20 protein-coding genes are annotated in these 21,870 nt (G+C 50.1%); 13 read left to right on the forward strand and 7 right to left on the reverse strand.

Annotated elements, in window-relative coordinates:
- Positions 1–79: 79 nt before the first annotated feature.
- The 3 genes from ACE3MQ_RS11600 to ACE3MQ_RS11610 form a co-directional block, all read right to left on the reverse strand.
- Positions 80–742, reverse strand: a complete 663-nt coding sequence (locus ACE3MQ_RS11600; protein ID WP_379392767.1) for a DNA-3-methyladenine glycosylase family protein — start codon at positions 740–742, stop codon at positions 80–82.
- Positions 743–778: 36 nt separating this feature from the next.
- Complete coding sequence (abc-f, locus tag ACE3MQ_RS11605; RefSeq protein ID WP_379392768.1) at positions 779–2,848, reverse strand: ribosomal protection-like ABC-F family protein; 2,070 nt, start codon at positions 2,846–2,848, stop codon at positions 779–781.
- Positions 2,849–2,953: 105 nt separating this feature from the next.
- Complete coding sequence (locus ACE3MQ_RS11610) at positions 2,954–3,109, reverse strand: RAxF-45 family protein (RefSeq protein WP_379392769.1); 156 nt, start codon at positions 3,107–3,109, stop codon at positions 2,954–2,956.
- A 267-nt stretch (positions 3,110–3,376) separates the two neighbouring features.
- Between ACE3MQ_RS11610 and ACE3MQ_RS11615 the strand changes: the two genes are divergently transcribed.
- Positions 3,377–3,826 (forward strand): hypothetical protein, encoded by a 450-nt coding sequence (locus ACE3MQ_RS11615; RefSeq protein WP_379392770.1) that lies wholly within the window; start codon positions 3,377–3,379, stop codon positions 3,824–3,826.
- An 88-nt stretch (positions 3,827–3,914) separates the two neighbouring features.
- Here the strand turns inward: ACE3MQ_RS11615 and ACE3MQ_RS11620 are convergent, their stop codons facing one another.
- From ACE3MQ_RS11620 to ACE3MQ_RS11635, 4 genes are all read right to left on the reverse strand, one after another.
- Positions 3,915–4,868 carry a DUF4097 family beta strand repeat-containing protein gene (locus ACE3MQ_RS11620; protein ID WP_379392771.1) on the reverse strand — a complete coding sequence of 318 codons (954 nt, stop codon included), beginning with the start codon at positions 4,866–4,868 and terminating at the stop codon, positions 3,915–3,917.
- Positions 4,861–5,466, reverse strand: coding sequence for a DUF1700 domain-containing protein (locus tag ACE3MQ_RS11625; protein ID WP_379392772.1), 606 nt, complete (start codon positions 5,464–5,466; stop codon positions 4,861–4,863). The genes ACE3MQ_RS11620 and ACE3MQ_RS11625 overlap by 8 nt, the downstream gene beginning before the upstream one ends.
- The gene (locus ACE3MQ_RS11630; protein ID WP_379392773.1) at positions 5,463–5,789 is read right to left on the reverse strand and encodes a PadR family transcriptional regulator; all 327 of its coding nucleotides are present in this window, start codon (positions 5,787–5,789) and stop codon (positions 5,463–5,465) included. Before ACE3MQ_RS11630 ends, ACE3MQ_RS11625 begins: the two co-directional genes overlap by 4 nt.
- A gap of 153 nt (positions 5,790–5,942) precedes the next feature.
- Positions 5,943–7,508: an FAD-dependent oxidoreductase gene (locus tag ACE3MQ_RS11635; protein ID WP_379392774.1), complete on the reverse strand. Its 1,566-nt coding sequence runs from the start codon at positions 7,506–7,508 to the stop codon at positions 5,943–5,945.
- A 512-nt stretch (positions 7,509–8,020) separates the two neighbouring features.
- Here ACE3MQ_RS11635 and ACE3MQ_RS11640 point away from each other — a divergent pair.
- The 12 genes from ACE3MQ_RS11640 to ACE3MQ_RS11695 all read left to right on the forward strand — a co-directional run bounded on the left by ACE3MQ_RS11640 (position 8,021) and on the right by ACE3MQ_RS11695 (position 21,813).
- On the forward strand, positions 8,021–9,820 hold the full coding sequence (locus ACE3MQ_RS11640; RefSeq protein WP_379392775.1) for a spore germination protein: 1,800 nt from the start codon (positions 8,021–8,023) through the stop codon (positions 9,818–9,820).
- 90 nt (positions 9,821–9,910) lie between these two features.
- Positions 9,911–11,122 carry a Ger(x)C family spore germination protein gene (locus ACE3MQ_RS11645; RefSeq protein ID WP_379392776.1) on the forward strand — a complete coding sequence of 404 codons (1,212 nt, stop codon included), beginning with the start codon at positions 9,911–9,913 and terminating at the stop codon, positions 11,120–11,122.
- Positions 11,123–11,134: 12 nt separating this feature from the next.
- Positions 11,135–12,421: a GerAB/ArcD/ProY family transporter gene (locus ACE3MQ_RS11650; RefSeq protein WP_379392777.1), complete on the forward strand. Its 1,287-nt coding sequence runs from the start codon at positions 11,135–11,137 to the stop codon at positions 12,419–12,421.
- 400 nt (positions 12,422–12,821) lie between these two features.
- Positions 12,822–13,211 (forward strand): Fur family transcriptional regulator, encoded by a 390-nt coding sequence (locus tag ACE3MQ_RS11655; RefSeq protein ID WP_379392778.1) that lies wholly within the window; start codon positions 12,822–12,824, stop codon positions 13,209–13,211.
- The gene (locus ACE3MQ_RS11660; protein WP_379392779.1) at positions 13,193–14,011 is read left to right on the forward strand and encodes a winged helix-turn-helix domain-containing protein; all 819 of its coding nucleotides are present in this window, start codon (positions 13,193–13,195) and stop codon (positions 14,009–14,011) included. The genes ACE3MQ_RS11655 and ACE3MQ_RS11660 overlap by 19 nt, the downstream gene beginning before the upstream one ends.
- 207 nt (positions 14,012–14,218) lie before the next feature.
- Positions 14,219–15,457, forward strand: coding sequence for a methyl-accepting chemotaxis protein (locus tag ACE3MQ_RS11665; protein ID WP_379392780.1), 1,239 nt, complete (start codon positions 14,219–14,221; stop codon positions 15,455–15,457).
- A 267-nt stretch (positions 15,458–15,724) separates the two neighbouring features.
- The gene (locus ACE3MQ_RS11670; protein WP_379392781.1) at positions 15,725–16,558 is read left to right on the forward strand and encodes a uroporphyrinogen-III synthase; all 834 of its coding nucleotides are present in this window, start codon (positions 15,725–15,727) and stop codon (positions 16,556–16,558) included.
- A 41-nt stretch (positions 16,559–16,599) separates the two neighbouring features.
- Positions 16,600–17,238: a ThuA domain-containing protein gene (locus ACE3MQ_RS11675; RefSeq protein WP_379392782.1), complete on the forward strand. Its 639-nt coding sequence runs from the start codon at positions 16,600–16,602 to the stop codon at positions 17,236–17,238.
- A 115-nt stretch (positions 17,239–17,353) separates the two neighbouring features.
- Positions 17,354–18,757 (forward strand): DEAD/DEAH box helicase, encoded by a 1,404-nt coding sequence (locus tag ACE3MQ_RS11680; RefSeq protein ID WP_379392783.1) that lies wholly within the window; start codon positions 17,354–17,356, stop codon positions 18,755–18,757.
- Between the two features lie 53 nt (positions 18,758–18,810).
- Positions 18,811–19,704 (forward strand): M15 family metallopeptidase, encoded by an 894-nt coding sequence (locus tag ACE3MQ_RS11685; RefSeq protein WP_379392784.1) that lies wholly within the window; start codon positions 18,811–18,813, stop codon positions 19,702–19,704.
- Positions 19,705–20,099: 395 nt separating this feature from the next.
- Positions 20,100–20,954, forward strand: coding sequence for an ABC transporter ATP-binding protein (locus tag ACE3MQ_RS11690; RefSeq protein ID WP_379392785.1), 855 nt, complete (start codon positions 20,100–20,102; stop codon positions 20,952–20,954).
- 46 nt (positions 20,955–21,000) lie between these two features.
- Complete coding sequence (locus ACE3MQ_RS11695; protein ID WP_379392786.1) at positions 21,001–21,813, forward strand: hypothetical protein; 813 nt, start codon at positions 21,001–21,003, stop codon at positions 21,811–21,813.
- The last annotated feature ends 57 nt before the right edge of the window (positions 21,814–21,870 follow it).

Below are 21,870 nucleotides of genomic sequence, written 5' to 3' on the forward strand. Positions count from 1 at the left end.
ATACGTATCGTTTATATATCATATAGTATGGGAAAATATCCCATAAATATGAAGTGCTCTAGGGTGGAATTTATATTTGTTACTTGGATAGAAGCTGGTCGAGCGTCTGGCCTGAGTCTACATGTCCCGCATTAATCCCCTCCCACAAATAGAGCGAGGCTATGGAGCCATACGGACTCCATAAACCCATCACCTGCTGCAGATACTTGCGGTCAGCCCGCTCCTCCAGGTTATAAAGCCATCTTGCGGCACGCTGCAGTCCGGCATCCCCGGTGGATACGACATTTTCGCGCCCCAGGCCAAAGATCAGGAACATTTCAGCCGTCCACTTGCCGATGCCTTTAATGGAGGTTAACGCTTGAACGACCTCACTATCGCTCATGTCGTGCAGTTGTTCCAACACAACCTCGCCTGCGAGTACTTTACATGATAAGTCTCGGAGATACACTACTTTGGAGGCGGATAGTCCGGCACCCCGCAATGCCTCGTCACTTACCGAAGATAAGGCAGCCGGGGAGAGCTCCCCGGCTAATTCTAGCACCCGGCCGCGAATGGTTGCTGCGGCTTTTACGGAAATTTGCTGACTGATGATCGAGCGGGCCAGGGAGGCGAAATGCGGGCCTTGCGGTGTCGTCATTATTTCGCCGATCAGAGAGATCAAGGCCCCCATTCGGGCATCGGCTGCCGACAAGGCAGCAAGACGATCATCATCAAGTTGAAGATGAAAGGTAATCGGCTTCATCGGTCGTTCACTCCTAACGTATTGGCTATTATTTGGCTATTGCTCCAAAAGAGCGATATATTTGTCGATCATCTGGTCGAGATGCTGCTGGGCTTCCTCCCGTTCTACCAGCAGCGCTGACAGTTTCTCTGCGTCATGGGCGATGTCCGGGTCAAGCATAGCTTCATCGATGTCTGCAATCCGCTGCTCAGAGGCCGAAATATCCTGTTCCAGCTTGCGCAGTGTGGCAGGATTTGCACCGGATGGGGCGCCATTGTTTCGATGTTTTCTTAGCGGCTGACCCGTGAACCGCTCCTCCCCGGAAGGGAAAGCGTCCCTAACGGGTGGACTATCGATGTGATTCTCATCTGGCGGGACGCGACCGGGCTGTGCGGATGGGACGGCCTGCGCGGATTCCGCAGATAGCTCGGAGGATTTGGGCTGCATGAATGCCTTAGCTTGCCCGGACTGCCCCAGTTCCCCTGACAGCCGCCGCTTGAGCTCTGCCTGGTAATCCTCATAGTCGCCTTGGGTTACGAACATCGTGCCTTGAGTGAGCTCCCACACCTGGCTTGCAATCTTGTTGATGAAATATCGGTCATGGGAGATGACGAGCACGGAGCCGGGGTATTCCTCAAGCGCTTCCTCCAGAGCTTCCCGGGAATCGATATCCAGATGATTGGTCGGCTCATCCAGCAGCAGTAAATTCGGCCTGCGGTACATCAATATAGCCAGCCGCAGCCGCGTCCATTCACCGCCGGACAGGCTGTGAACCTTCTTAAATACGTCACTGCCGTAGAACAGAAAGCGCGCAAGCTGATTACGGGCTTCCCCGGCTTCCATGCCAAGCTCATTTCGAAAATAATCCAGCACCGTGTCGGGATAATCCTTAGGTGCCGATTCCTGGGCAAGATAGCCGGTTTCTACCCGGGAGCCGAGCCGAATTTCCCCCTCCTGAACAGGCTCCAAGCCTAAAATGCTCTTGATGAGCGTGGTTTTCCCCACACCGTTTCCGCCGATCAAGGCAGCATTCTCCCCGTAACGAAGTGTATGATTTATTCCGCGGTACAGTATGCGTTCTCCGATGCACTTACCTACCTCTCGCAGTACGATAACATCATTTCCTGAACGGTCGGTCTGTGATAGCTGCAGATCGATGCGCTTGCGTTCGAGCACGGGCTTTTTCAATTTTACCATGCGATCCAGCGCCTTTTGCATGGAGGCCGCTCTGCGGTGGAACCCGGCGTTCGGCGGGTTGGAGCGGTTGCCCCATTCGATCAGTTGTTTAATGGCCTCCTGCATTTTCTTGATCTTCTTCTGCTGCTCCTGATAGTCGGCAAATTGCTGCAGCAGCCTGTTTTCCTTCTCCTTCTTGTACTCGCTGTAGTTGCAAGGGTAGGTAAATGCTTCGCCGTCCTCGATTTCGATGATTTTATCGGCTACCCTATCGAGAAAGTAACGGTCATGAGAAATCACGATGACGGTACCTTCAAAAGCACGGAGAAATTCCTCGAGCCATTGGATAGCGGCCATGTCTAAATGGTTGGTCGGCTCGTCGAGCAGCAGAACATCCGGCTGCTGCAATAAAATGACGGCTAGACCGAGCTTCGTCTTCTCTCCGCCGGACAAGGAACTGAAGGCTCGCGCGTAATAGCTTGCAGGAATGCGGAGCCCGTGAGCCACGCGCTCAATGGAGGCCTCCATCTCAAAGCCGCCATTTCGCTCGAAGGCCTCCTGCAGGCTTCCGTATTGCTTCAGCAGGCGATCAAGGTCAGACGGATTCGTGCCCGCTGAGGATAGCACGGACATTTCCGCTTCAAGTTGTCGCATTTCCGCGTCAATCGCCAGCAGTGGCTCGAAGGCAGACTGCAGCACATCGTATACCGTCATGCTGTCAGGAAAGTCAGGGACTTGGGCGAGGACGCCGAGTGTGGTGTCTTTACGGATAGCGAGAGAGCCCCGATCTGGCATTTCATTACTGGACAAGAGGCGCATCAGCGTCGTCTTGCCGCTTCCGTTGCGACCGATCAAGCCGACCTTCTCGCCGGATTTGATTTCACAGGTAACATCGCTGAGCACAAGCTCGGCGCCGTAATATTTTTGGATATTTTTGCATTGGATAATCATTCTTATTAATCTCCTTCGGCCGATGCCGCTTCCATCGAAGCTAAGCTCCCTTGGAGACGAAAAAAGGCTGCAGAAATTCTGCAGCCTTCTTCACGTAACGATCCGTTAGGTTAAGGTAGGAGCGGCATTTCGCAAGTGTAATTTGGATATCGTATGGCTGAAAATGAACAGACTTCTCCCGTTGATAGCTGCAGCATGAAAAATGCCGAATAATGCCATCGGCAATTGGCTGATTCGATTCCATACGAACTTGCGATCCACTCTACCCACCTCCTTCGAACACTGAATATTCAAATTGTATCCGTTTTGGCGATCAATTTCAACACTGTCTTCATTCTAGTAAAAAGTATTGACGCAACATAAGATGGAGAGGGCTTGTCTTGTTCAGTACGGTTTTGTAAAAAATAATGGTTGCTCTGTTATTCATTTCTGAAATCGGTTGGATTATAATAGGGAAGGCAAAAACGTTCTGATCGATACAAGTCAGAATAAGAGGTGTCAATTCTATAAGAAATAAGGGGAGTCAACTTGGAAAGAACAGCACAGCTTATATTGGATCAATTGTTGGCGCAATCCGGCAGTACGGTTACTCTTGACGTTCGCTCTCGGTTTCCAGGGGGGCGGAATGTGGGTGGAAAATACAGCATCGCTAATCATAAAGTCACGATGTATTTAGGAGAAATCAAGAAGCAGTGCTTAAGTCTCTTTGGATCACTGGAAGCTTTTCCGCAGGTGCTGCGCATCGTATTCGCCCACGAGCTTGGGCATGCCGAGGATGCAAGCCTGCAGGAGCTATCGGATCTTCTCGATCATTGCGATAGTGAGCAGGAGCGCCGGAGAATTGCATTGCGCATTGAAGAGAATGCCTGGGACTATGCGAAGACGCTCGTGCCTGAGGAAGATCAAAGCATTCTGCAGACGGTCATCTACTATTCACTGAAGTCCTATCGTGAAGCCATTGCTGGCGTAATTGCCTAGAGGGATAACCATATGTATTCACTAAGTCATAAATAGCCCCCGGCTTAAGAGCCAGGGGCTATTTTGTACGTTGTAGCAAGCACGGAAATTATTTAATCTTAATATTCCCGGAAGTAGAACGAATCTTAATAATATCCTGGCTCACATTAGGCGAATCCGGCGATTCGATATTTCCTGAAGAAGCTCTCAAGTCGTACGTGCCCTGAAATTCAGGGTCGGTGGACAGGCTTACGTTTCCGGAATGAATGGATATATCCAGCGAATCCGAACGCTGATCGTTAATGGTAATGTTGCCGGAGGTGGATTTAAAAGCACCGTTCCCCGTCCAATCATTGATTTTAATATTCCCTGAAGTTATCGTAGCCTGAATATCGCCTTGAAGATCTTGGGCCTTAAAATCGCCAGAGGTCATTTTGGAGGTTAAAGAGCCTTTGAAGCGGTCAATCCTCACATTTCCTGAGGTAACTTTAAGCTCTGTATCTGCCTCGATTTGCTCCAGGGATATTTTGCCGGACAGAGCTCCTATTTGCAAATGATAGGCTGTCAGATTCTTGCCTGACAAATTTCCTGATTTCGTTTCAAGCCATATTTCTTTGGCACGCAAAGCCTGGAAATTTCCATTGTTGGAGTGCAGGTCGACAGCAATTTTATCCAGAGTCTGCTGCGGATCGGCTAGAGCGACCGTAATTTGCTGAGTTGTCGATTGGAAGTTGAAGCTGAGAAAAGTAAAGACGTGCTCCTCGCTTAATTGGAGAGCCAAGCTTTGGTTGGCGATCTTAGTTTGCATCAATTTATCAATCGACTTTTGCGGCAGGTTTCCGCTGGCTTCCACATAGTTCGTGCCATCTGGACTTTCGATAAATTCAAATTCGACATTATAATCACTGTTAATGGAGAGCGACTTCAGCTCATTATCGCTGAACGTCCATTTCTGGGTATAGGAAGGCTGCTCCTCTCCGAAATTGAAGCCTTGATAGATCATCCCGCTGATGCCAAGAATGACGAAAATGCTCGCTACAAGGGTCCATCCTTTTTTATTCATTGATCTTTTCTCCTTTGGCGACTCGGACGTTCCATGCCCAATAAGACGCACTTAATTTAATGAGGCTCGAATATACATTACGCGAAACAATGGCAAAAAGGATGCCAATACCGATCATTACGAGCACGGCAAAGGCTTTTGCGGGATAAAATGCGCCGTTGAATATATATTCGAGGAGAAGGGCGACAGGGCTTAGTATGCCGGCGACAGCCGTCATGGCGATAGCCAGGCCCAAGGCCCATAATGCGATAAGCAAGGGCATCGTGATCAGGTTAAGGAAAAACAGCCCGGTGTAGATTGCGGCAGTCATGATTGGTTGGCGGCTGCCCGCTTCCGCCCACGGAACCGAGGCAGTCTGACCCTCGGGTGGCTCGCCGAACCAATACAATGGATGCTGGGGATTAACCCGGTTATCCAAGGCCTCCCGAGCCAGCTCGGTCGGGTCGCCCAACTCACGGACGATATCTTCCTCGGTTCTTCCGTTCTGAAGGCCGAAAGCGAAATGGGCCTCATAGTCCTCCAACAGCTCTCTCTGCTCCTCCGGCGGCAGCACCGACAAATGGGAGCTGAGCAGCGAGATGAATTCTCTCTTTTTCATAAATGGCTTCCTCTCTCGATTAAATTGGATACGTTGCTGACGAACCGTTTCCATTCAATCACCAGCTTCTTCATGTGAATTTCCCCCTGGGGGGTTAGTTTATAATATTTACGGGGAGGGCCTTCGCTCGATTCCTGTAAATACGTCGTGCAATGCCCCTCGTTCACGAGCCTTCGCAACAGAGGATACAGGGCGCCTTCCGCCACTTCGATATGCTCGGAGACGGACTGGGCTAACTCATATCCATAGCGATCCTTCTCATGGATAAGTACTAGCACGCAAATTTCCAAGGCGCCTTTTTTAAATTGGATACTGATATCCAAGTGCCATCGCCTCTTTTTCGTATTATTAGTGTTATTCTTAAGCAGACTTTCCATCTACATACTATCATCCAGTACTGAATAAAGCAAGGTACTATAAAAAAAGAAAAAGGCACTGACAGGTGCCTTTATGCAGCGTGGTCATCCTTCGGCAGGTTAATGCCTGTTTCCAGATTCTTGGCTAAGCAGCGGCAGGTTCTCTGTGGCCGGCCCTTCCAGCACTTCGCCTTTATAGTTGAATCTTGAGCCATGACAAGGGCAGTCCCAGGAGCGCTCGGCGTCGTTCCATTCAACTTCACAGCCGAGATGCGTGCATGTCGTATCAACGACAAACAGTCTGCCCTCGGCATCCTTATAGCCGCCGGCTCTTTTGCCGAGATGGCGCACGACTGCGCCTTCATCGGCTTTTAACTCTTCTGCCGTTCGATGGATCAGCTCGACTTTTCCAGATACCCATTCCTTGGCCACATCCGCGTTCTGGACGGTAAAGTTCTTGATTCCGGGATTTGCCTTAAAGCGGGAAGGCTTGTACAGCTCCGTAAACTTGTTGCCGTGTCCCATAATAAGATCGCGGAACATTAAGGCAGCTACCGTGCTGTTTGTCATACCCCATTTGGCAAAGCCGGTTGCAACAAAAACGTTATCCACGTCTGCGGTAATGGTTCCGATGTAGGGAACCTCGTCCAGTGTGATGAGGTCTTGGGTAGACCAGCGATAAGGAATGCGTTTCGCTCCGAAAAGCTCGCCGCCAAACTTCTCCAGTTCTTCATAGTGCTTGAAGGTGCACTCGCCTTTTCCCGTTTTATGCGATTCTCCTCCGACGAGAATAACCTGTTCCCCGTCTAACAGGGCCGATCTCAGTGAACGCTTAGGTTCTCCGCAGTTAATATACATGCCGCGCTCTAACGGGATTTCCGGCTCAATTGCAACCACATACGAGCGTTCGGCATGCAATCTCGTAAAGTAGAATCCTCTTCCGTCATGGAATGGAAAGTGGGAGGCAGAGATGGCATATTTGCAAGTGATCGTATGTCCGTCCTCTGAAGTGAGCCTTCGCCGTCCATCTCCGGTATTGTCGGCTGCATCCTTCATGGTCGTATTTTCATAAAAGACTCCCCCATGAGCTGTAACGGAGTCGACAAGGACGCGCAGGTAATGAAGCGGATGGAATTGCGCCTGATTCTGCAGCCGGATCGCTCCATGGACTTGAACGGGGATCGGTAAGGCTTCACACCATTCGCCCGGTATTCCAAGCTGTTCATACGCCTCCCATTCCTTGCGAAGCTGCTCCGCCTGTTCCTCGGAATCGGCATATAAATAGGCATCCTCCTGCTGCAATTGGCAGTCGATTTGATGTTCTTCCACCGTCGATCGAATGAAGGAGAGGGCGGCCTCATTCGCTTCATAATACAATCTGGCCTCCTCATCTCCAAAATGCTTGCGCAGCTTGTCGTAAATCAGGCCGTGCTGCGAAGTGATCTTGGCCGTCGTGAATCCGGTCGTCCCGTCGAGAATTTCAGCCGCATCTACTACGGCCACTTTAAATCCTGCTTTGGACAGCAGATAAGCGGTGGTAATGCCTGTAATTCCAGCGCCGACGATCGCCACATCGGTCTGGATATCCTCCTCCAGCCTAGGGAAAGCGGGCAAATCCGTCGTCTGTCTCCACATGGATTGGGGAAACTGGGGCAATGCACCCGGGTTGTATTCTCGATTATTCATCAGCTACCTCCTTTGATCGCGCATATTGTTCATTATTACCACGTTGGCCGGTAAATAAAGCAAGATGATCACAAGCAGCCCTTTTTCCTCAAGGCTGCTCGAATCGGTATGCGAATCCGCATGAAAACGGGCCGATTAGCAAATAATGGAGGTATGTTTAGGGACAGGAGCTGCCAGGTATGAGACGCAATCAATTTATCGGAAGAAGCAGACGCCAACCTCTTGGGAACCATGAACAAGATAAAGGTAGGAATATTAGCACACAGAGCAGTGTTAGTTCTCAGAATGAAGCTAGCATGCAGAGCAGTGTTAGTTCTCAGAATGAAGCTAGCATGCAGAGCAGTGTTAGTTCTCAGAATGAAGCTAGCATGCAGAGCAGTGTTAGTTCTCAGAATGAAGCTAGCATGCAGAACAGTGTTAGTTCTCAGAATCAAGCTAGCACACAGAGCGGTGTTAGTTCACAGAACGATGCTAGCATGCAGAGCAGTGTTAGTTCACAGAATGAAGCTAGTATGCAGAACAGTGTTAGTTCTCAGAATCAAGCTAGCACACAGAGTGGTGTTAGTTCACAGAATGATGCTAGCCCGCAGAACAATACTGGTTCTCAGAATGGACAGTTGTCCGGTAACAGAGTTATTTCGGGGGATCTGCAGCAGACGATCGACCGAATTCAGCAGGAATCCGGGGAGAGCGCGGATATCGTCGTTCGTAAAATGAGTTTGAGTGGTTCCAAGTCTGTTCCGATGGTTGTCATTTATATAAATGGATTAAGTGATCAGATGATGATCAATTCCTTTGTTATGCAGTCTTTAACGAGCATGGAGCAGGGCGAGGGCAAGGGCAAGGATTCGGAGGCTCTGCTGGATCAATTGCAATCCAGCTTTCTGTCCCTGGGAGAGTCCACTGTAGTTTCAGATTGGAATGACGTTATTCTAGCTATTTTATCCGGTGATACGGCAATTTTCCTAGAAGGAAGCACCAGGGCAATCGTTGCGGGAACTCGAGGGGGGGAATGGAGAACTGTCACGGAATCCACCTCGGAATTGGTCGTTCGGGGGCCCAAGGACAGTTTTGTTGAGTCGATTGCAACGAATATATCACTGATTAGACGGAGAATCAGGAACACGAATTTATGGCTGGAGACGATGAAGATCGGTTCGGTTACCCATACTCATGTGGCAATGATGTACATTAAGAGCCTGGCTGATCCCAAGCTTGTTCAGGAAGTCAGACAGCGCCTTGAGAATATTCAGCTTAATGGGGTGCTGGACTCCGGGTATATTGAGGAGTTTATTCAGGATAAGACCTTTACCCCGTTTCCTACCATATACAACACGGAGAGACCGGATACGGCGGCTGGTCACTTGCTGGAGGGACGGGTGATCATCATTGTTGATGGAACGCCGTTCGTCTTGATTCTGCCGACCGTATTCGGCCATTTCTTTCAATCTCCAGAAGACTATGCTCAGCGTTTTGATATCAGTATCCTCATGCGCATGATTCGCTATCTCAGCTTTATCATACTGATCCTTGGCCCAGCCCTATACATTGCGTTGACGACGTTCCATTATGAGATGATTCCCTCCCTGCTGTTGGTAAGTCTTTTAGCTCAGCGGGAAGGCGTCCCTTTTCCGGCATTCGTTGAGGCTTTGCTGATGGAGGTTACCTTCGAACTACTGCGGGAAGCGGGGCTGCGCATGCCGCGAGCAGTCGGTCAGACAATTTCTATCGTAGGCGCACTCATTTTGGGGCAAGCCGTTGTTGAAGCAGGATTAATTACTCCGGGGATGGTTATTGTCGTTGCATTGACTGGAATTGCGAGCTTTGCGCCTCCGGCTTATAACATAGCAGTGGCAGGCCGCTTGGTTCGTTTCGCTTTCATGATTCTGGCTGGCATGTTTGGACTCTACGGCATTACCTTGGGGATTCTTATGTTGGTAGTCCATATGAATAGCCTTAGATCCTTTGGCGTGCCGTATCTAGCACCGATTACGCCGTTTGTTCCTAAGGATCAGAAGGATTCCATTCTGCGGATGCCAGCTTGGATATTAAAAACATCACCAGACAGGCTCCAAGAGCAGCATCAGATTCGAGAGGGACGAAATAAACATTCCATAGGAGCAGACCAGCAGCAAGGTCAACAAGCTCAACTCGTTCAGCAGGTTCAGCAAAACCAGCAGAACCAGCAGAACCAGCAAAACCAACAAGGGCAACAAGGACAACAAGGACAACAAGGACAGCAGGGACAACAAAACCAACAAAACCAACAAGACCAACAAGACCAACAAGGTGCTTCGGATCACGGAATGTGAAGCGCTCCTCTTTAAGCGTCTGCAATGTTTTTGATTGGCTCCTATATTCTCACAGCATACTAAGACCCTGGTAAGGAGGGTGCCGTCGATATGATTACAAGGACTATAGCCATTGCGTTGACCCTATGCTGCGTTATGCTGTTGACCGGATGCTGGGATGCTCTCGAATTGAACCGGAGGGCAATCGTGGCCGGGATCGGCATCGACCATGCTCCTGAAGCGGAGGGCCAATATCTAGTTTCCTTCCAGGTCATTATTGCCGATGAGATTTCAGGCAAAACGGGTCGGGGAGCTACGCCTACATCTATATACAGCGGCACGGGGCATACGATTAGTGAAGCGATACGCAGTGCTTCCCGCAAGGTACCGCGTTTGATTTCAACCGCACATGCCAGGCTTATAATTATTTCGGAGTCCGTTGCCCGCCAGGGTATCTCGGAGATTATGGATTTTTTGGACAGGGACTCCGATATCCGGCTGACGGCCGATGTCTTAATCACGAAGGGAGATATTAGGGCAGCCGACGTGGCGGCCTCCTTGACGCCTATTGGCAAAATTACGGCATATTCCATCTCGCAAAAGGCCGAGCTGACGGCGCAGCAATCGGGAACCAGCTTTTTGATACAAATTGATGATATTTTGCGTGATTTACTAATACCGGGAGGCGGGCCTGTCATCAATAGCGTAGAACCCGTTGGCAATTTGAAAGAGGCAGGGAAGAAAAGCAGTTTGGAAAACGTGGAGAGTCCAGGGGTTGTCCTGATTGGCGATTTGACTATTTTTAAAGACGATAAGCTGGTGAATTGGCTAACCCCCGATGAGAGCCGAGGGATGGTGTGGATTAGAAATAAGATGAAAAAGACGGCGCTGGTGATCGAATCTGACGATGAAACGGGGGATATTGCAGTAGACGTTAACCGCTCAAAAACAGCTTTGAAGGCTCAGTTAAACGATCCGTACCATCCGGTTATTCAAGTTAACGTCAGCGTTCAGTTATCGGTAAGGGAAGTAGGCGCCGAGATTGATTTACGTAATCCCGAGGTGCTTCACCAGATTGAACAAAAGATAAATGAGGTGATCGCTAGGGATCTGCGGGCCGTCGTTCAAAAAGCCCAATCGGCCAAAAGCGACGTTTTTCGCTTCGGAGACGTTGTTCAACGCCAAAGTCCCAGAGTCTGGAACAAGATCGAGGATCGCTGGGAGGATCTGTTCCCTCAGCTAGAGGTCGAATACAAAGTAAATTCAGTCATTCGGGGTACGGAACTGCGAGATCGCTCCCATAAATACAATCAAGACTCCTAAGGAGGAAGCAGCATGGAAAAAATCAAAATTACTCCTCTGCAAATTTTTGCATTAATGCTTTTGTTCCAGCTAGGAACCGCCCTCGTCGTCAACTTGGGTTTGGAGGCCAACAAAGACGAGTGGCTGGCGATTCTGTTCGGCCTTGTCATTGGCCTATTACTGTATGCTGCTTACGCGCTGCTTTATCTGTTGTTCCCCAACATGCTGCCCACCGAATATTTCAAGCTATTGCTGGGAAAATACCTAGGAACCCTGCTTGGGATTGTCTATATGGTGTTTTTCTTAAACAAAGCAACCAGGGATTTGATGGATGGCGGGCTTCTAGTCATATCCTCCACGCTGAGGGAAACTCCCTTGTTCATTATTAATTTGCTAATGATGATTACTGTTGCTTATACACTGCATAGAGGATTGGAGGTGCTTGCACGGTCGGCGCTGATATTCATGGCTATTATTATCATGATTGGCATGCTGAGCCTGCTGCTGATCGGGTTTGCGCGTATTGTCGATATTAATCGATTGCTGCCGGTTTTGGGGGAGGGAATAGGGCCGCTGCTTCACTCCGTTCCTAGGAAAAATTACCAATTTCCTTTTGCAGAGGCCATTGCGTTTAATATGCTGCTGCCGTTCCTTAACGATTCTAAAAAAGGGGTTAAGGCCGGCTTTTGGGCTCTTTTATTCGCCGGCCTTATTTTAAGCTTAACTGTTGCGACTATCATCTCCGTGCTAGGCGTCGATATAGCCGAACGATCGATGTTTCCCTTACTAACGACGATAGGGAAGGCCTCGATTTCTGACTTTATCCAGCGGCCGGATATTTTTGTCGTCATGACGCTGATCGTCGGTGTTTTCTTCAAAATCAGCATTTACTTTTATGCCGCTGTGATTGGCATATCCAATATTTTTAACATTCCGCATCAAAAGCTCATTTACCCGATGACCCTTATTATCCTGGTATCCACTACAATGATAACCCGCTCATACAGCGAGCATTTAATGAAAGGAAGCAAAATGCTGTATTTAGTTGACCCCATATTTTATATCGTACTGCCGTTCATAATTCTTATAGCGGCATTGCTTTATAAGCTCATTTCGTTATTGAGAGGCCGAACTGGATCCGGAGGCGGAGCCAGCGTCGGAACTAGCGGAGGAGCCGGAAACACAGGCGGAGCTGGAACCGGAAACAGTGGTGCCGGTGGATCCGGTACCGGGGCTGGAGCTGAAGCTGGTTCCGGCACCGGATGCGAAATTGCCGGAGCTGGAGCCAGTACTAGAGGCGCTGGAGGCGGGGCCGGCTGAGTGGGCGGGGGAGTTTTTTGGGGCTTTGAGGGCATGGTACAGATCAGGAACAATCAAGAGCACTAGCAGCATCCCGGCCGCCCACTTCTCCGATCCCGTAAAAAAGGAATGCTTCAAGTTAATGAATATGGTGTTCCATGAGAAGCCGACGCGAATATCCACCCACATGCCGTATAATGCGCATAACAGGAAGAACAGAATCGTAAGGGCATATTTTTTCATTAGCACGGACAGCTCACCTCTCTATAGAAGTAATAGTCTTATTATGAAAAGAATCTTGTGTTTCCATGCAGGGCTTACGTTGTTCGGAAAATATATAAAGCAGAGGACTATGCTTGACGTATCATATAATAAGACTTATACTAATTCTAAAAATAAATCATAAGGAATGATCCTATATATGAAATCATTAAATTTAACGACGCAGCGTAAAGCGGTCTATGACGTTGTCCGCAATGCAGATGATCATCCGACTGCCGCAGAAGTCATGAATCGTCTCGTGGAGCAGGGATATAATTTCGCTTACGGCACGGTATACAATTCACTCAGGTATTTAACAGATAAAGAGCTGATTCGTGAATTGAAGCTGGGCGAGGCTGCCAGCCGCTATGATGCCAAGCTTGACGATCACCAGCATATTCTGTGCGAAGTATGCGGGAGAGTGGATGAAGTCATGACGAAGGTTCCGGAGAAATGGAGTGCTGCGGTAGCCAAGGAGACCGGGTATGACGTGCATCATGCCCATGTTGTATTTGGGGGGGTGTGCCAATCATGCAGGCAGAAGAAATAACAAAAAGAGTGCAGCTGGGAGCATTATCCCCGTTCAGACGTCCTGGCAGCGAGCATTCTTACAGCGAGGAGCAGTTAGGGAACGGTATTCCTGTGGCATGTCCAACTACGCAACGTGTTATCCTCGTCAGCCCATTTCCAAGTGAGATTTATGAACTGGTCAGAGATTTGTCCGTGGGCTGCTTTGATGTTCTTGTATTCCATCACTGGGAACAAGGCATCCGCAACGCATCCGCTGCCGATCTGGTCATTTTTGACCTTACGGCATATCGCGGCCAGGATGAGGCGACAATGATTACGACGCGGATGCTGCAGGACTTGGAGAATGTTCCGTCCCTGCTGCTTGTTAGTGATACTATGCTCCAGCAAATGGATCAGAGCTTGATGAATTTGGAGCTTCTTGTCTGGCCGGCTTCGCCGAACGAGATTCTGTATCATGTCCAGCGGATCATTCGCACGAGCAGTCATCGGCCTGCTGTTTCCCGAGCTTTACCGACAGCGAATACGGTCATTTACAAGGACTTATGGATTGATCGCAAGAAGATGCAGGTATATCGAAATGGTACAGCGATCGAGCTGACCAAGACGGAATACGAGCTGCTGGTGAAGCTGCTGGATCAAGAGGGAAGCGTCCTGTCCCGGGAAGAGCTGCTGGCAGACGTATGGGAAACTACCTTTACGGGGGGCAGCAATGTGGTGGATGTGCATATCAAGAGCTTGCGCAAGAAGCTTGGCGACCGAGCTGTGAGCCCAACGTATATTGCGACCGTTCGTGGTGTGGGATACCGTTTGGCCGATTAATAGGTTGACGCGGGTATTTGGCTGGATTCCGAACCCAGGGCAAGTTCGACAACTACAATGATTTATCAAACCGTTCACAAAATTGGGTGAACGGTTTTTTACGCTTTTCCAAGAGGGGAATGTTCGGTTTATGTCGAATATCAGAACATATACATAATTCATAGCTCAAAGGCCGATCCCCATTTTTTTAGGAAAGGAATTGTACAAATGAAAAATCGCGTAACCTTCTCTTTATTCATTGCTAGTGTATCGGTTGCTGTCGTTCCTATTGTGCTGATGCTATTATTCAATGATTCTTCAGGGTGGATCATTGGGGCTATATCCATTGCCTATGCTCTGCTCGTCGCTTGGCTGCTTACTCGGGGCATTGTGGGGCCGCTCCATCGTCTAAGCGACTCCATTCTGAAAATCAGCCAGGGCGATATTTCGGAACGTGTCAGCGATGCCGGACGAAGCGATGAGATTGGCATAGCGGCAAGGCGTCTTCAGGATGTTGTCGATCATCTGAATGTTATGATGGCTGGCGTGATGCAGACGACCAGGCAGGTCTCCTCGTCTGCGAATCAGTTATCGGCGAGTGCAGACCAGACGAACAAAGCGATCGAGCATGTGACTTTAACGATTCAAGAGGTTGCGTCCGGAAGCGAGCGCCAAATGCAGAATATGGGCCGGGGCGTAGATGGAGTCGAGGATATATCGCGTCAGGCAGCGGCCATTTCCGTTCATATTCAGGATGTAACCGAAACGATGGAGCAGACGACGGCAGTAGCCGAAGAAGGAAATACGTCCGTAATTAGCGTTGTAGAGAAAATTGAACATATCCACCAAACGGTTGATGAGCTTGGCAAGGTGATTCAAACCTTGAGCGAGCACACCGAGAATATTGGCGGAATCGTCGGTGTCATTACAGGAATCGCCCAGCAGACCAATTTACTCGCTCTGAACGCTTCTATTGAGGCAGCAAGAGCCGGCGAGGAAGGGCGTGGATTTGCCGTTGTTGCGGCTGAGGTTCGCAAGCTTGCCGAAGGCTCGGAGAGCTACGCCCATCAGATCGAGGAACTGATCGGCGGAATCCAGTCGGAAGTAGTGCAAGCGTTGAAATCGATGGAAAATGCGAAAAAGGGCGTTGAGGAGGGCATTGTTGCCGTCGATATTTCCGGTCGAAGCTTCTCGCGAATTCGCAGAGCTGTCCGGGGAGCAGCTGCCAAAATCGAAGAGGTAGCCGGTGCGGCCAATGAATTGACGGTTGGGGCCGGTAAAGTATCGGAAACGATATCCGAAATCCGTAATATTACGGAGGAAGGCACGGAAAACATAGGAACGATTTCCGCAGCAGCCGAGGAGCAGTTGGCCTCGATTCAGGAAATCGCATCCTCTACAAACCAGTTGTCTTCCATCGCTCAGCAGTTGGAGGAAAAGGTCAGCAAGTTCAAATTACGTTCATAATTGAGCAGCAAGCAAGAAGGAAGCTATACCTAGCAGAAGCAAGGTTGCCCTGCAAGTCATGAAGATGACGGGTTGGGCGGCCTTTTTCTATTGATGGGATCTCTACAATCAGATGGTCATGATTCTAAAGTTGGATGCATAAATGTTCCAGCAGGAATTCATTCTAACGAGAAAGATGCAATAGAACGATTTACTTAGGCCCCGGTGTCGTTTAAGCTTATGATAAAAGAGGCTGTTTTTTAGATAGCTTAAGACGGGGGTAGAATTGTGGCTAGAAGATTAGAGGGCAAGCGAATTGCGCTTACCGGGCCCCGCCGTGCGGAGGAATTAGGTAAGCTGATCGAGAATATGGGGGGGATTCCTTTATACCGCCCGGCGCAGGGGACTGTATTTTTGAATGATGAGGAGCTTCGCCAAGGAATACAGATGTGGGTCAATCATCCGCCGGACTGGTCGATTTTTACGACGGGAATCGGACTGAATGCACTGTTTGAAATGGCCGAGGAGATGGGGCTTCTGGGTTCAATACTTGACAACCTTTCCAGGTCGAATATAGCAGCGCGGGGATATAAGACGGTAAATGTGCTGAAGAAGCGGGGACTTTCCCCTCATGTCCGCGACGATGACGGCAGTACGGATGGACTGATCCGTGAGCTTGGCGCATATGATTTGAAGGACGCCACGGTATTGCTTCAGTTATACGGTGATACTGCCCCGAAGCTTGTAGCCTGGCTGGAGCAGCAGGGGGCTTCCTGCACGGAGATATTGCCTTATCGCCATATTGCTCCGCCAGAGGAGGCCTTAGATCGTTTATTATATGACATCCTTGAGGAACGGATTGATGCCGTATCCTTCACAAGCAGTCCGCAGGTGAGATTTCTGCTGGAATATGCAGAGAAGCGCGGACGATTTGATGATCTTATAACTGCGCTGCAGGGGGATGTCATCGCCGTTGCCGTGGGGAAAGTGACGGCGCAGGGATTATATGAAGCAGGAATTCCGCGTGTAGTCGCTCCAAAGGAAGAACGAATGGGCAGCATGATTGTCGAACTAGCCCGCTATTACGCCGGTGAGAGCGATCCCCTGCTGGCAGGCAAATAAGCCCTTCGGGAAGGGAACTTAACAGACAGGAGGAGCAAATCATGAATAAGAAGAGAGCGCTGCTGATCGGAGATTACACTCATCCTAAATTTTATCCCCTGCAGGGGGTGGATCGGGAAATTACCCATATTTTAAATGACCATTTTTCGGTACAATGTACAGAGAACAATCATATGCTTGAGGAAAGTAACTTGCAGTCGTTTGATCTGTGTATTTCCTATCATGACAGCTGGAGAGAGAAGCTATCTTCTAAACAGACCGCAGGTCTTCTGTCTTGCATCAGTGGCGGGCGGGGATTGCTTATTCTTCATAACGGCATTGTTTTGCAGAAAAAATACGAGCTCGCTCAGCTCATCGGCGCCAGAAACACGACGCATCCTTCCTTGCGCAAATTGGAAATGCGCGTCGCGGCTCCAGAGCATGATATCATGCTGAATATCTCATCCTTTGAAATTGAGGACGAGCCGTATCAATTTGAATTCGACCCGTTTAGTGAAACGACGATTTTACTGGAATATGAGATGGACGGGGAGTGGCATCCGGCAGCATGGGCACACTCTTATGGGCTCGGCCGCGTAGTCTATCTTCTTCCCGGGCGCGATCAAGCCGTATTTCAGCATCCGGAATATCGCAAGATCGTGCTGCAGGCTGCGAAGTGGGCGGCAAGATCGCCGGGGTAAGGCTTCTTTTTAATAGACGACATGTATGTTTAAATAACGGATTATAGATCCTAAAAAGGCCGGGACGCTGATTGGATGGCGGGTTCGGTCTTTTTAAATCAGGGATGATCAAACGATGGGGTGGATATATTTGACAACTTTTGAACAATGGGGCATTGCGCCTGGGCTGATTCATACCTTACAAAGTCACGGCATTAGCCGTCCGACGCCGGTACAGGAGGCGGCTATACCCGTGCTGCTGGCAGGGGAGGACGTGATCGTTCAAGCGCAGACGGGAACGGGTAAGACGCTGGCTTTTCTGCTGCCCATTATGGACAAGCTGAAAGCTGATCGTCCTGATGCGCAGGCGCTGATTATTACGCCGACGCGGGAGCTGGCGATCCAAATCACCGCAGAAGCACGAAAGCTGGCAGCCGCTCGTGAAGGAATATCGATTCTGGCTGCATACGGAGGACAGGACGTAGAGCGGCAGCTTCGCAAATTGCAAAATGGCACTCAGTTGGTCATCGGTACTCCGGGCCGCCTGCTGGATCACTTGCGCCGCGGTTCGCTTACGCTGGGAGCCGTGCGCATGCTGGTGCTTGATGAAGCGGACCAGATGCTGCATATGGGGTTCCTCGCCGAGGTGGAGGCCATTATTCGCCTGGTTCCGAGGAACCGTCAGACGATGCTGTTCTCCGCGACCATGCCGGATAATGTGAAGCGGCTTGCCAAGACTTACATGGATCGGCCACGGGATATTCGGATTGCAGAAACCTCCCGAGTTACTTTGGACAGCATTCGGCAAATTGTAGTAGAATGCACGGATCGGGGCAAGCAAGGCGCGCTGATCGAGATGATCCGAACGCATCGTCCTTATCTGGCGGTCATTTTCTGCCGGACGAAGCGCCGGGCCAGCAAGCTGAACGAGGCTTTGCAAGAGGCGGGCTTTGCCTCGGACGAGCTACACGGCGATTTGTCCCAATCGAAACGGGAGCAGGTCATGCGCGCATTTCGCGAAGCGAAGCTGGAGCTGCTTGTGGCGACCGATGTCGCAGCACGCGGGATCGACGTAGAAGGCGTAACCCATGTATTTAACTATGATATCCCTCAGGATGTGGACAGCTACATCCACCGGATCGGCCGAACGGGCCGGGCTGGCGAGAAGGGAGTAGCCATAACCTTTGCTTCTCCAAGAGATATCGATGCGCTGCGCAATATTGAGCGGGGCATTGGTTTGAAGCTGGGACGGCAGCGTCAGGACAAGAGTGGGGAAGCAGTCGTCGTGAAAGAGCAGACCGCAGGAAGGCGTCAGTCAAAAGATGCGGCCGGAAGAGGAAGAAGGCCGGAGGGCAGGAAGCAGACGAGTGGAAAAACGAATGAGGGACGACGAGGCCAGGGCATTGAAAGCACTGGTGGCCGGGGACGAACAGCCTCCTCATCGGGGAGGGCTCGGGGCGGCAAGAATGCAAACACAAGAGCCGGTTCTTCCCCGCGTGGAGACGGTGGAGGGAGACGCGGAGGCCGCCGTGGCCGTTAAATTCAGCTGAGCATGAAACGAATTGAAACTTAATGGTTTTAGAGTACGTTCTAATGAATAGACAAGTCACCCCTCTTAATGGGGAAGGGAGCAAAGGGGAGAGCGCAAAAGTGAATTACCGAATGACATGGTTATCCGTGATTTTCGTTTGTTTATTGGCAGTGGCCGTCATGACCGGATGCAGCAAGGAGGACTCGCCAAAGCCGGACAATTCGGCTGTTACAGGAGCTAACGCGAATCCATCGGATAACAACGAAGACAAGGAGGCTGCCGCAGAGGAACCAGGGGAAGACTCCGGCCAGGATTCCGATCAAAATTCGGGGGAAGGCACTAATGTAGCGGACAAGGCAGCTGCTGCCGATCCCGAGAGCGTTGCCGTGCTCGTAAATAAGGAGTTGGCGCTTCCGGAAGATTATGAGCCTTCCGATCTGGTCTACCCGGATGTCCGTTTTACGTTCAAAGAGAAGATCGAGAAGCGGATGATGCGCAGTGAAGCCGCCAAGGCGCTGGAGGAAATGTTCGCCGGGGCAGAACAGGACGGTATATATTTGGCTGGGGTATCCGCCTACCGTTCCCACAGCACGCAAAGGTCTTTGTTTAACCGATATGTGGAGAGGGATGGAGAAGCCAAAGCCAAGACGTACAGTGCTGTCCCCGGGCATAGCGAGCATGAGACAGGGCTGGCTATCGACGTATCGGGAAGCGATGGGAAATGCGCGGCCGAGGACTGCTTTGGGGGGACGAAGGAGGCCGAATGGCTTGCACAGCACTCCGCTGAATACGGCTTTATCATTCGTTATCCCGAAGGCAAAGAATCGATTACGGGCTATAAGTATGAGCCTTGGCATTTGCGTTATGTCGGCAAAGAGATAGCAGCGGATATTTTTGCACGCGACATTACGTTAGAGGAGTATTATGATGCCGTTCCCGTTTCCGGGACGCCTTAAAGTTCATAGGCTCGTTGGAAAGCTGATTCATTGTTCTTTTTCCCGGGTTATGTAGTTACGAACTCCAACAAAACTTTAAGGAGTCGTATGGACATGTCCGAGCATAACCATATGGTGAACAAGGAAGGCGAGCTGGCGCTGAATAAAGTGGATGATGCGCTGGATCAAGCTTGCAAGCTTGCCCAATCGACGCCATAAACATGTAATTACAAGGGAGGGTTCCTAAGGGAATCCCCCTTTTTTTCGTGCGAATTGGGGATGTCGCTCATAAAACAGTTGACAACTGATAATGATTATCAGTATCTTTAGAGCAGAGGATTGATTTTAGTTAGATCATAGTCGGGTTGTGTTCATATAAATGATCAAAAAGTCGTAATTTGGAAAGGGAGATTGTTATGGTGGCATTAAATACATCCCACTTGAGCATTGCATATGGAGAACGTCTCATTGTGGAAGACCTCAATATCAACATACCCAAAGGTAAAATCACGGCTCTTGTCGGAGCCAACGGCTCAGGTAAATCGACGGTACTGAAAACAATGGCCCGAATATTGCAGCCTAAAGGCGGAACTGTGCTGTTAAACGGGAAATCCATTCATAAGCAATCGACCCGCGAAGTAGCGAAGCAGCTGGCTATTCTGCCCCAAAATCCGACGGCGCCTGACGGCCTTACGGTATACGAGCTGGTGTCATACGGTCGTTTCCCCCACCAGAAAGGATTCGGCAGCTTGAAATCGGAGGATCGGAAAATTGTGGATTGGGCCATTGACGCCACCGGGATGAATGAGTTTACGGATCGGGCGTTGGAGCAGCTATCCGGGGGACAGCGACAGCGGGCCTGGATTGCTATGGCGCTGGCTCAGGAGACGGACATTCTATTTTTGGATGAACCGACGACCTTCTTGGATATGGCGCATCAGCTTGAGGTATTGCAGCTGCTTGAGCAGCTGAACGCAGAATCCAGCCGAACCATCGTGATGGTCGTGCATGATTTAAACCATGCGGCAAGGTATGCTCACCACATGATTGCTATCAAAAAAGGGCAAGCGATTGCGGGAGGAGCGCCTGCGGAAGTCGTGACTTCTTCAGTTCTGCGTGAGGTTTTTGGCATTGAAGCAGACATCGTTACCGATCCCCGCAGCGGAGTGCCGCTGTGTCTGCCGTATGAGCTGTATCGGGTGGCGGGAAGCAAGGGACAGCTTCCGAACAACAGCGTTCTTACAGGCGAAAAGGTAGCTGTGTATCAATAGTAGCGGATGATGCGTAAATGCGGATAGATCGGAGCAGGAGGGAAATATGGATCGATCGGCTATCGACTATCAATTTCTAGAGCAGCAATGTCACGTAGTTCGTGGCAATAGAGAGCAGGCTATTTACACGATCAAAGGAGAGACCCTCCTGGATCGGCAGTGGATGGAGAGGCTTTTGACTATGTATCAAGCCGAAATCAAAGGGCTCGACAATCAGGTTGCAGCGACGTATTATGCGGCAAGCTGGCGAGTTCTTTGTACGGCAATGCAGTACATGGTTTCAATAACACATTCGCGGTTGAATTTTCAATTGGATAATTTAACATTACAGATCGTTCCGGTGAATCAATTTCCGACGATCTTTTTCGTGCTGCACGACGATACAGAGTCCGCATGGCCGGAAGGGGAGGCCAGCCAGTGGCGGGAAGAGCAACTGGGCAGCTTTTACAAGGAGACGCTGAGGCCGGTGATGGAGGCTGCGGCAGACGTATCTAAGCTGCCAGTAACGCAGTTGTGGGGGCAGCTTCCCTTAGGGATTACTTATTATCTCAAGCAACTCGCGAATAAACTGGAATCCGAGGAGCAGCGTGAGCGGCTTTGGTCAGACCATGAAGCTTTGAAGACGTTTTCCGCGGATTGGTTTGGCATCAAGCGAAATCCGTTTGCATTAAAGGAAATCTTGGTGGATAATCCCTATTCGCCTGGCGAGAAAGTGCCCCTAAAGCCGACATGCTGTCTTGCCTATCGCACGGAAACAGGGCTGGGATACTGCTATAGCTGTCCGAAGCTGAACAAGCAGCAGAGGGAGCAGAAGCGGGACGAGCTGCTGCAGCGGCAGATGGAATCCAGCCGTAAGTAAGCCGCCTCGAATGGGGCGGCTTTCATTTGGATTTCTGTTCATTCAGCAGCATTCAAC

This window comes from Paenibacillus lentus (genome assembly GCF_042714055.1).
Classification (GTDB): domain Bacteria; phylum Bacillota; class Bacilli; order Paenibacillales; family Paenibacillaceae; genus Fontibacillus; species Fontibacillus lentus_A.

What these genes read in the sequence shown, in the direction of transcription:
- ACE3MQ_RS11600 (WP_379392767.1), bottom strand. Translation starts at nt 742, where the DNA reads ATGAAGCCGATTACCTTTCATCTTCAACTTGATGATGATCGTCTTGCT.
- abc-f (WP_379392768.1), bottom strand. Translation starts at nt 2,848, where the DNA reads ATGATTATCCAATGCAAAAATATCCAAAAATATTACGGCGCCGAGCTT.
- ACE3MQ_RS11620 (WP_379392771.1), bottom strand. Translation starts at nt 4,868, where the DNA reads ATGAATAAAAAAGGATGGACCCTTGTAGCGAGCATTTTCGTCATTCTT.
- ACE3MQ_RS11625 (WP_379392772.1), bottom strand. Translation starts at nt 5,466, where the DNA reads ATGAAAAAGAGAGAATTCATCTCGCTGCTCAGCTCCCATTTGTCGGTG.
- ACE3MQ_RS11635 (WP_379392774.1), bottom strand. Translation starts at nt 7,508, where the DNA reads ATGAATAATCGAGAATACAACCCGGGTGCATTGCCCCAGTTTCCCCAA.
- ACE3MQ_RS11640 (WP_379392775.1), top strand. Translation starts at nt 8,021, where the DNA reads ATGCAGAACAGTGTTAGTTCTCAGAATCAAGCTAGCACACAGAGTGGT.
- ACE3MQ_RS11645 (WP_379392776.1), top strand. Translation starts at nt 9,911, where the DNA reads ATGATTACAAGGACTATAGCCATTGCGTTGACCCTATGCTGCGTTATG.
- ACE3MQ_RS11650 (WP_379392777.1), top strand. Translation starts at nt 11,135, where the DNA reads ATGGAAAAAATCAAAATTACTCCTCTGCAAATTTTTGCATTAATGCTT.
- ACE3MQ_RS11655 (WP_379392778.1), top strand. Translation starts at nt 12,822, where the DNA reads ATGAAATCATTAAATTTAACGACGCAGCGTAAAGCGGTCTATGACGTT.
- ACE3MQ_RS11660 (WP_379392779.1), top strand. Translation starts at nt 13,193, where the DNA reads ATGCAGGCAGAAGAAATAACAAAAAGAGTGCAGCTGGGAGCATTATCC.
- ACE3MQ_RS11665 (WP_379392780.1), top strand. Translation starts at nt 14,219, where the DNA reads ATGAAAAATCGCGTAACCTTCTCTTTATTCATTGCTAGTGTATCGGTT.
- ACE3MQ_RS11675 (WP_379392782.1), top strand. Translation starts at nt 16,600, where the DNA reads ATGAATAAGAAGAGAGCGCTGCTGATCGGAGATTACACTCATCCTAAA.
- ACE3MQ_RS11680 (WP_379392783.1), top strand. Translation starts at nt 17,354, where the DNA reads ATGGGGTGGATATATTTGACAACTTTTGAACAATGGGGCATTGCGCCT.
- ACE3MQ_RS11685 (WP_379392784.1), top strand. Translation starts at nt 18,811, where the DNA reads ATGAATAGACAAGTCACCCCTCTTAATGGGGAAGGGAGCAAAGGGGAG.
- ACE3MQ_RS11690 (WP_379392785.1), top strand. Translation starts at nt 20,100, where the DNA reads ATGGTGGCATTAAATACATCCCACTTGAGCATTGCATATGGAGAACGT.
- ACE3MQ_RS11695 (WP_379392786.1), top strand. Translation starts at nt 21,001, where the DNA reads ATGGATCGATCGGCTATCGACTATCAATTTCTAGAGCAGCAATGTCAC.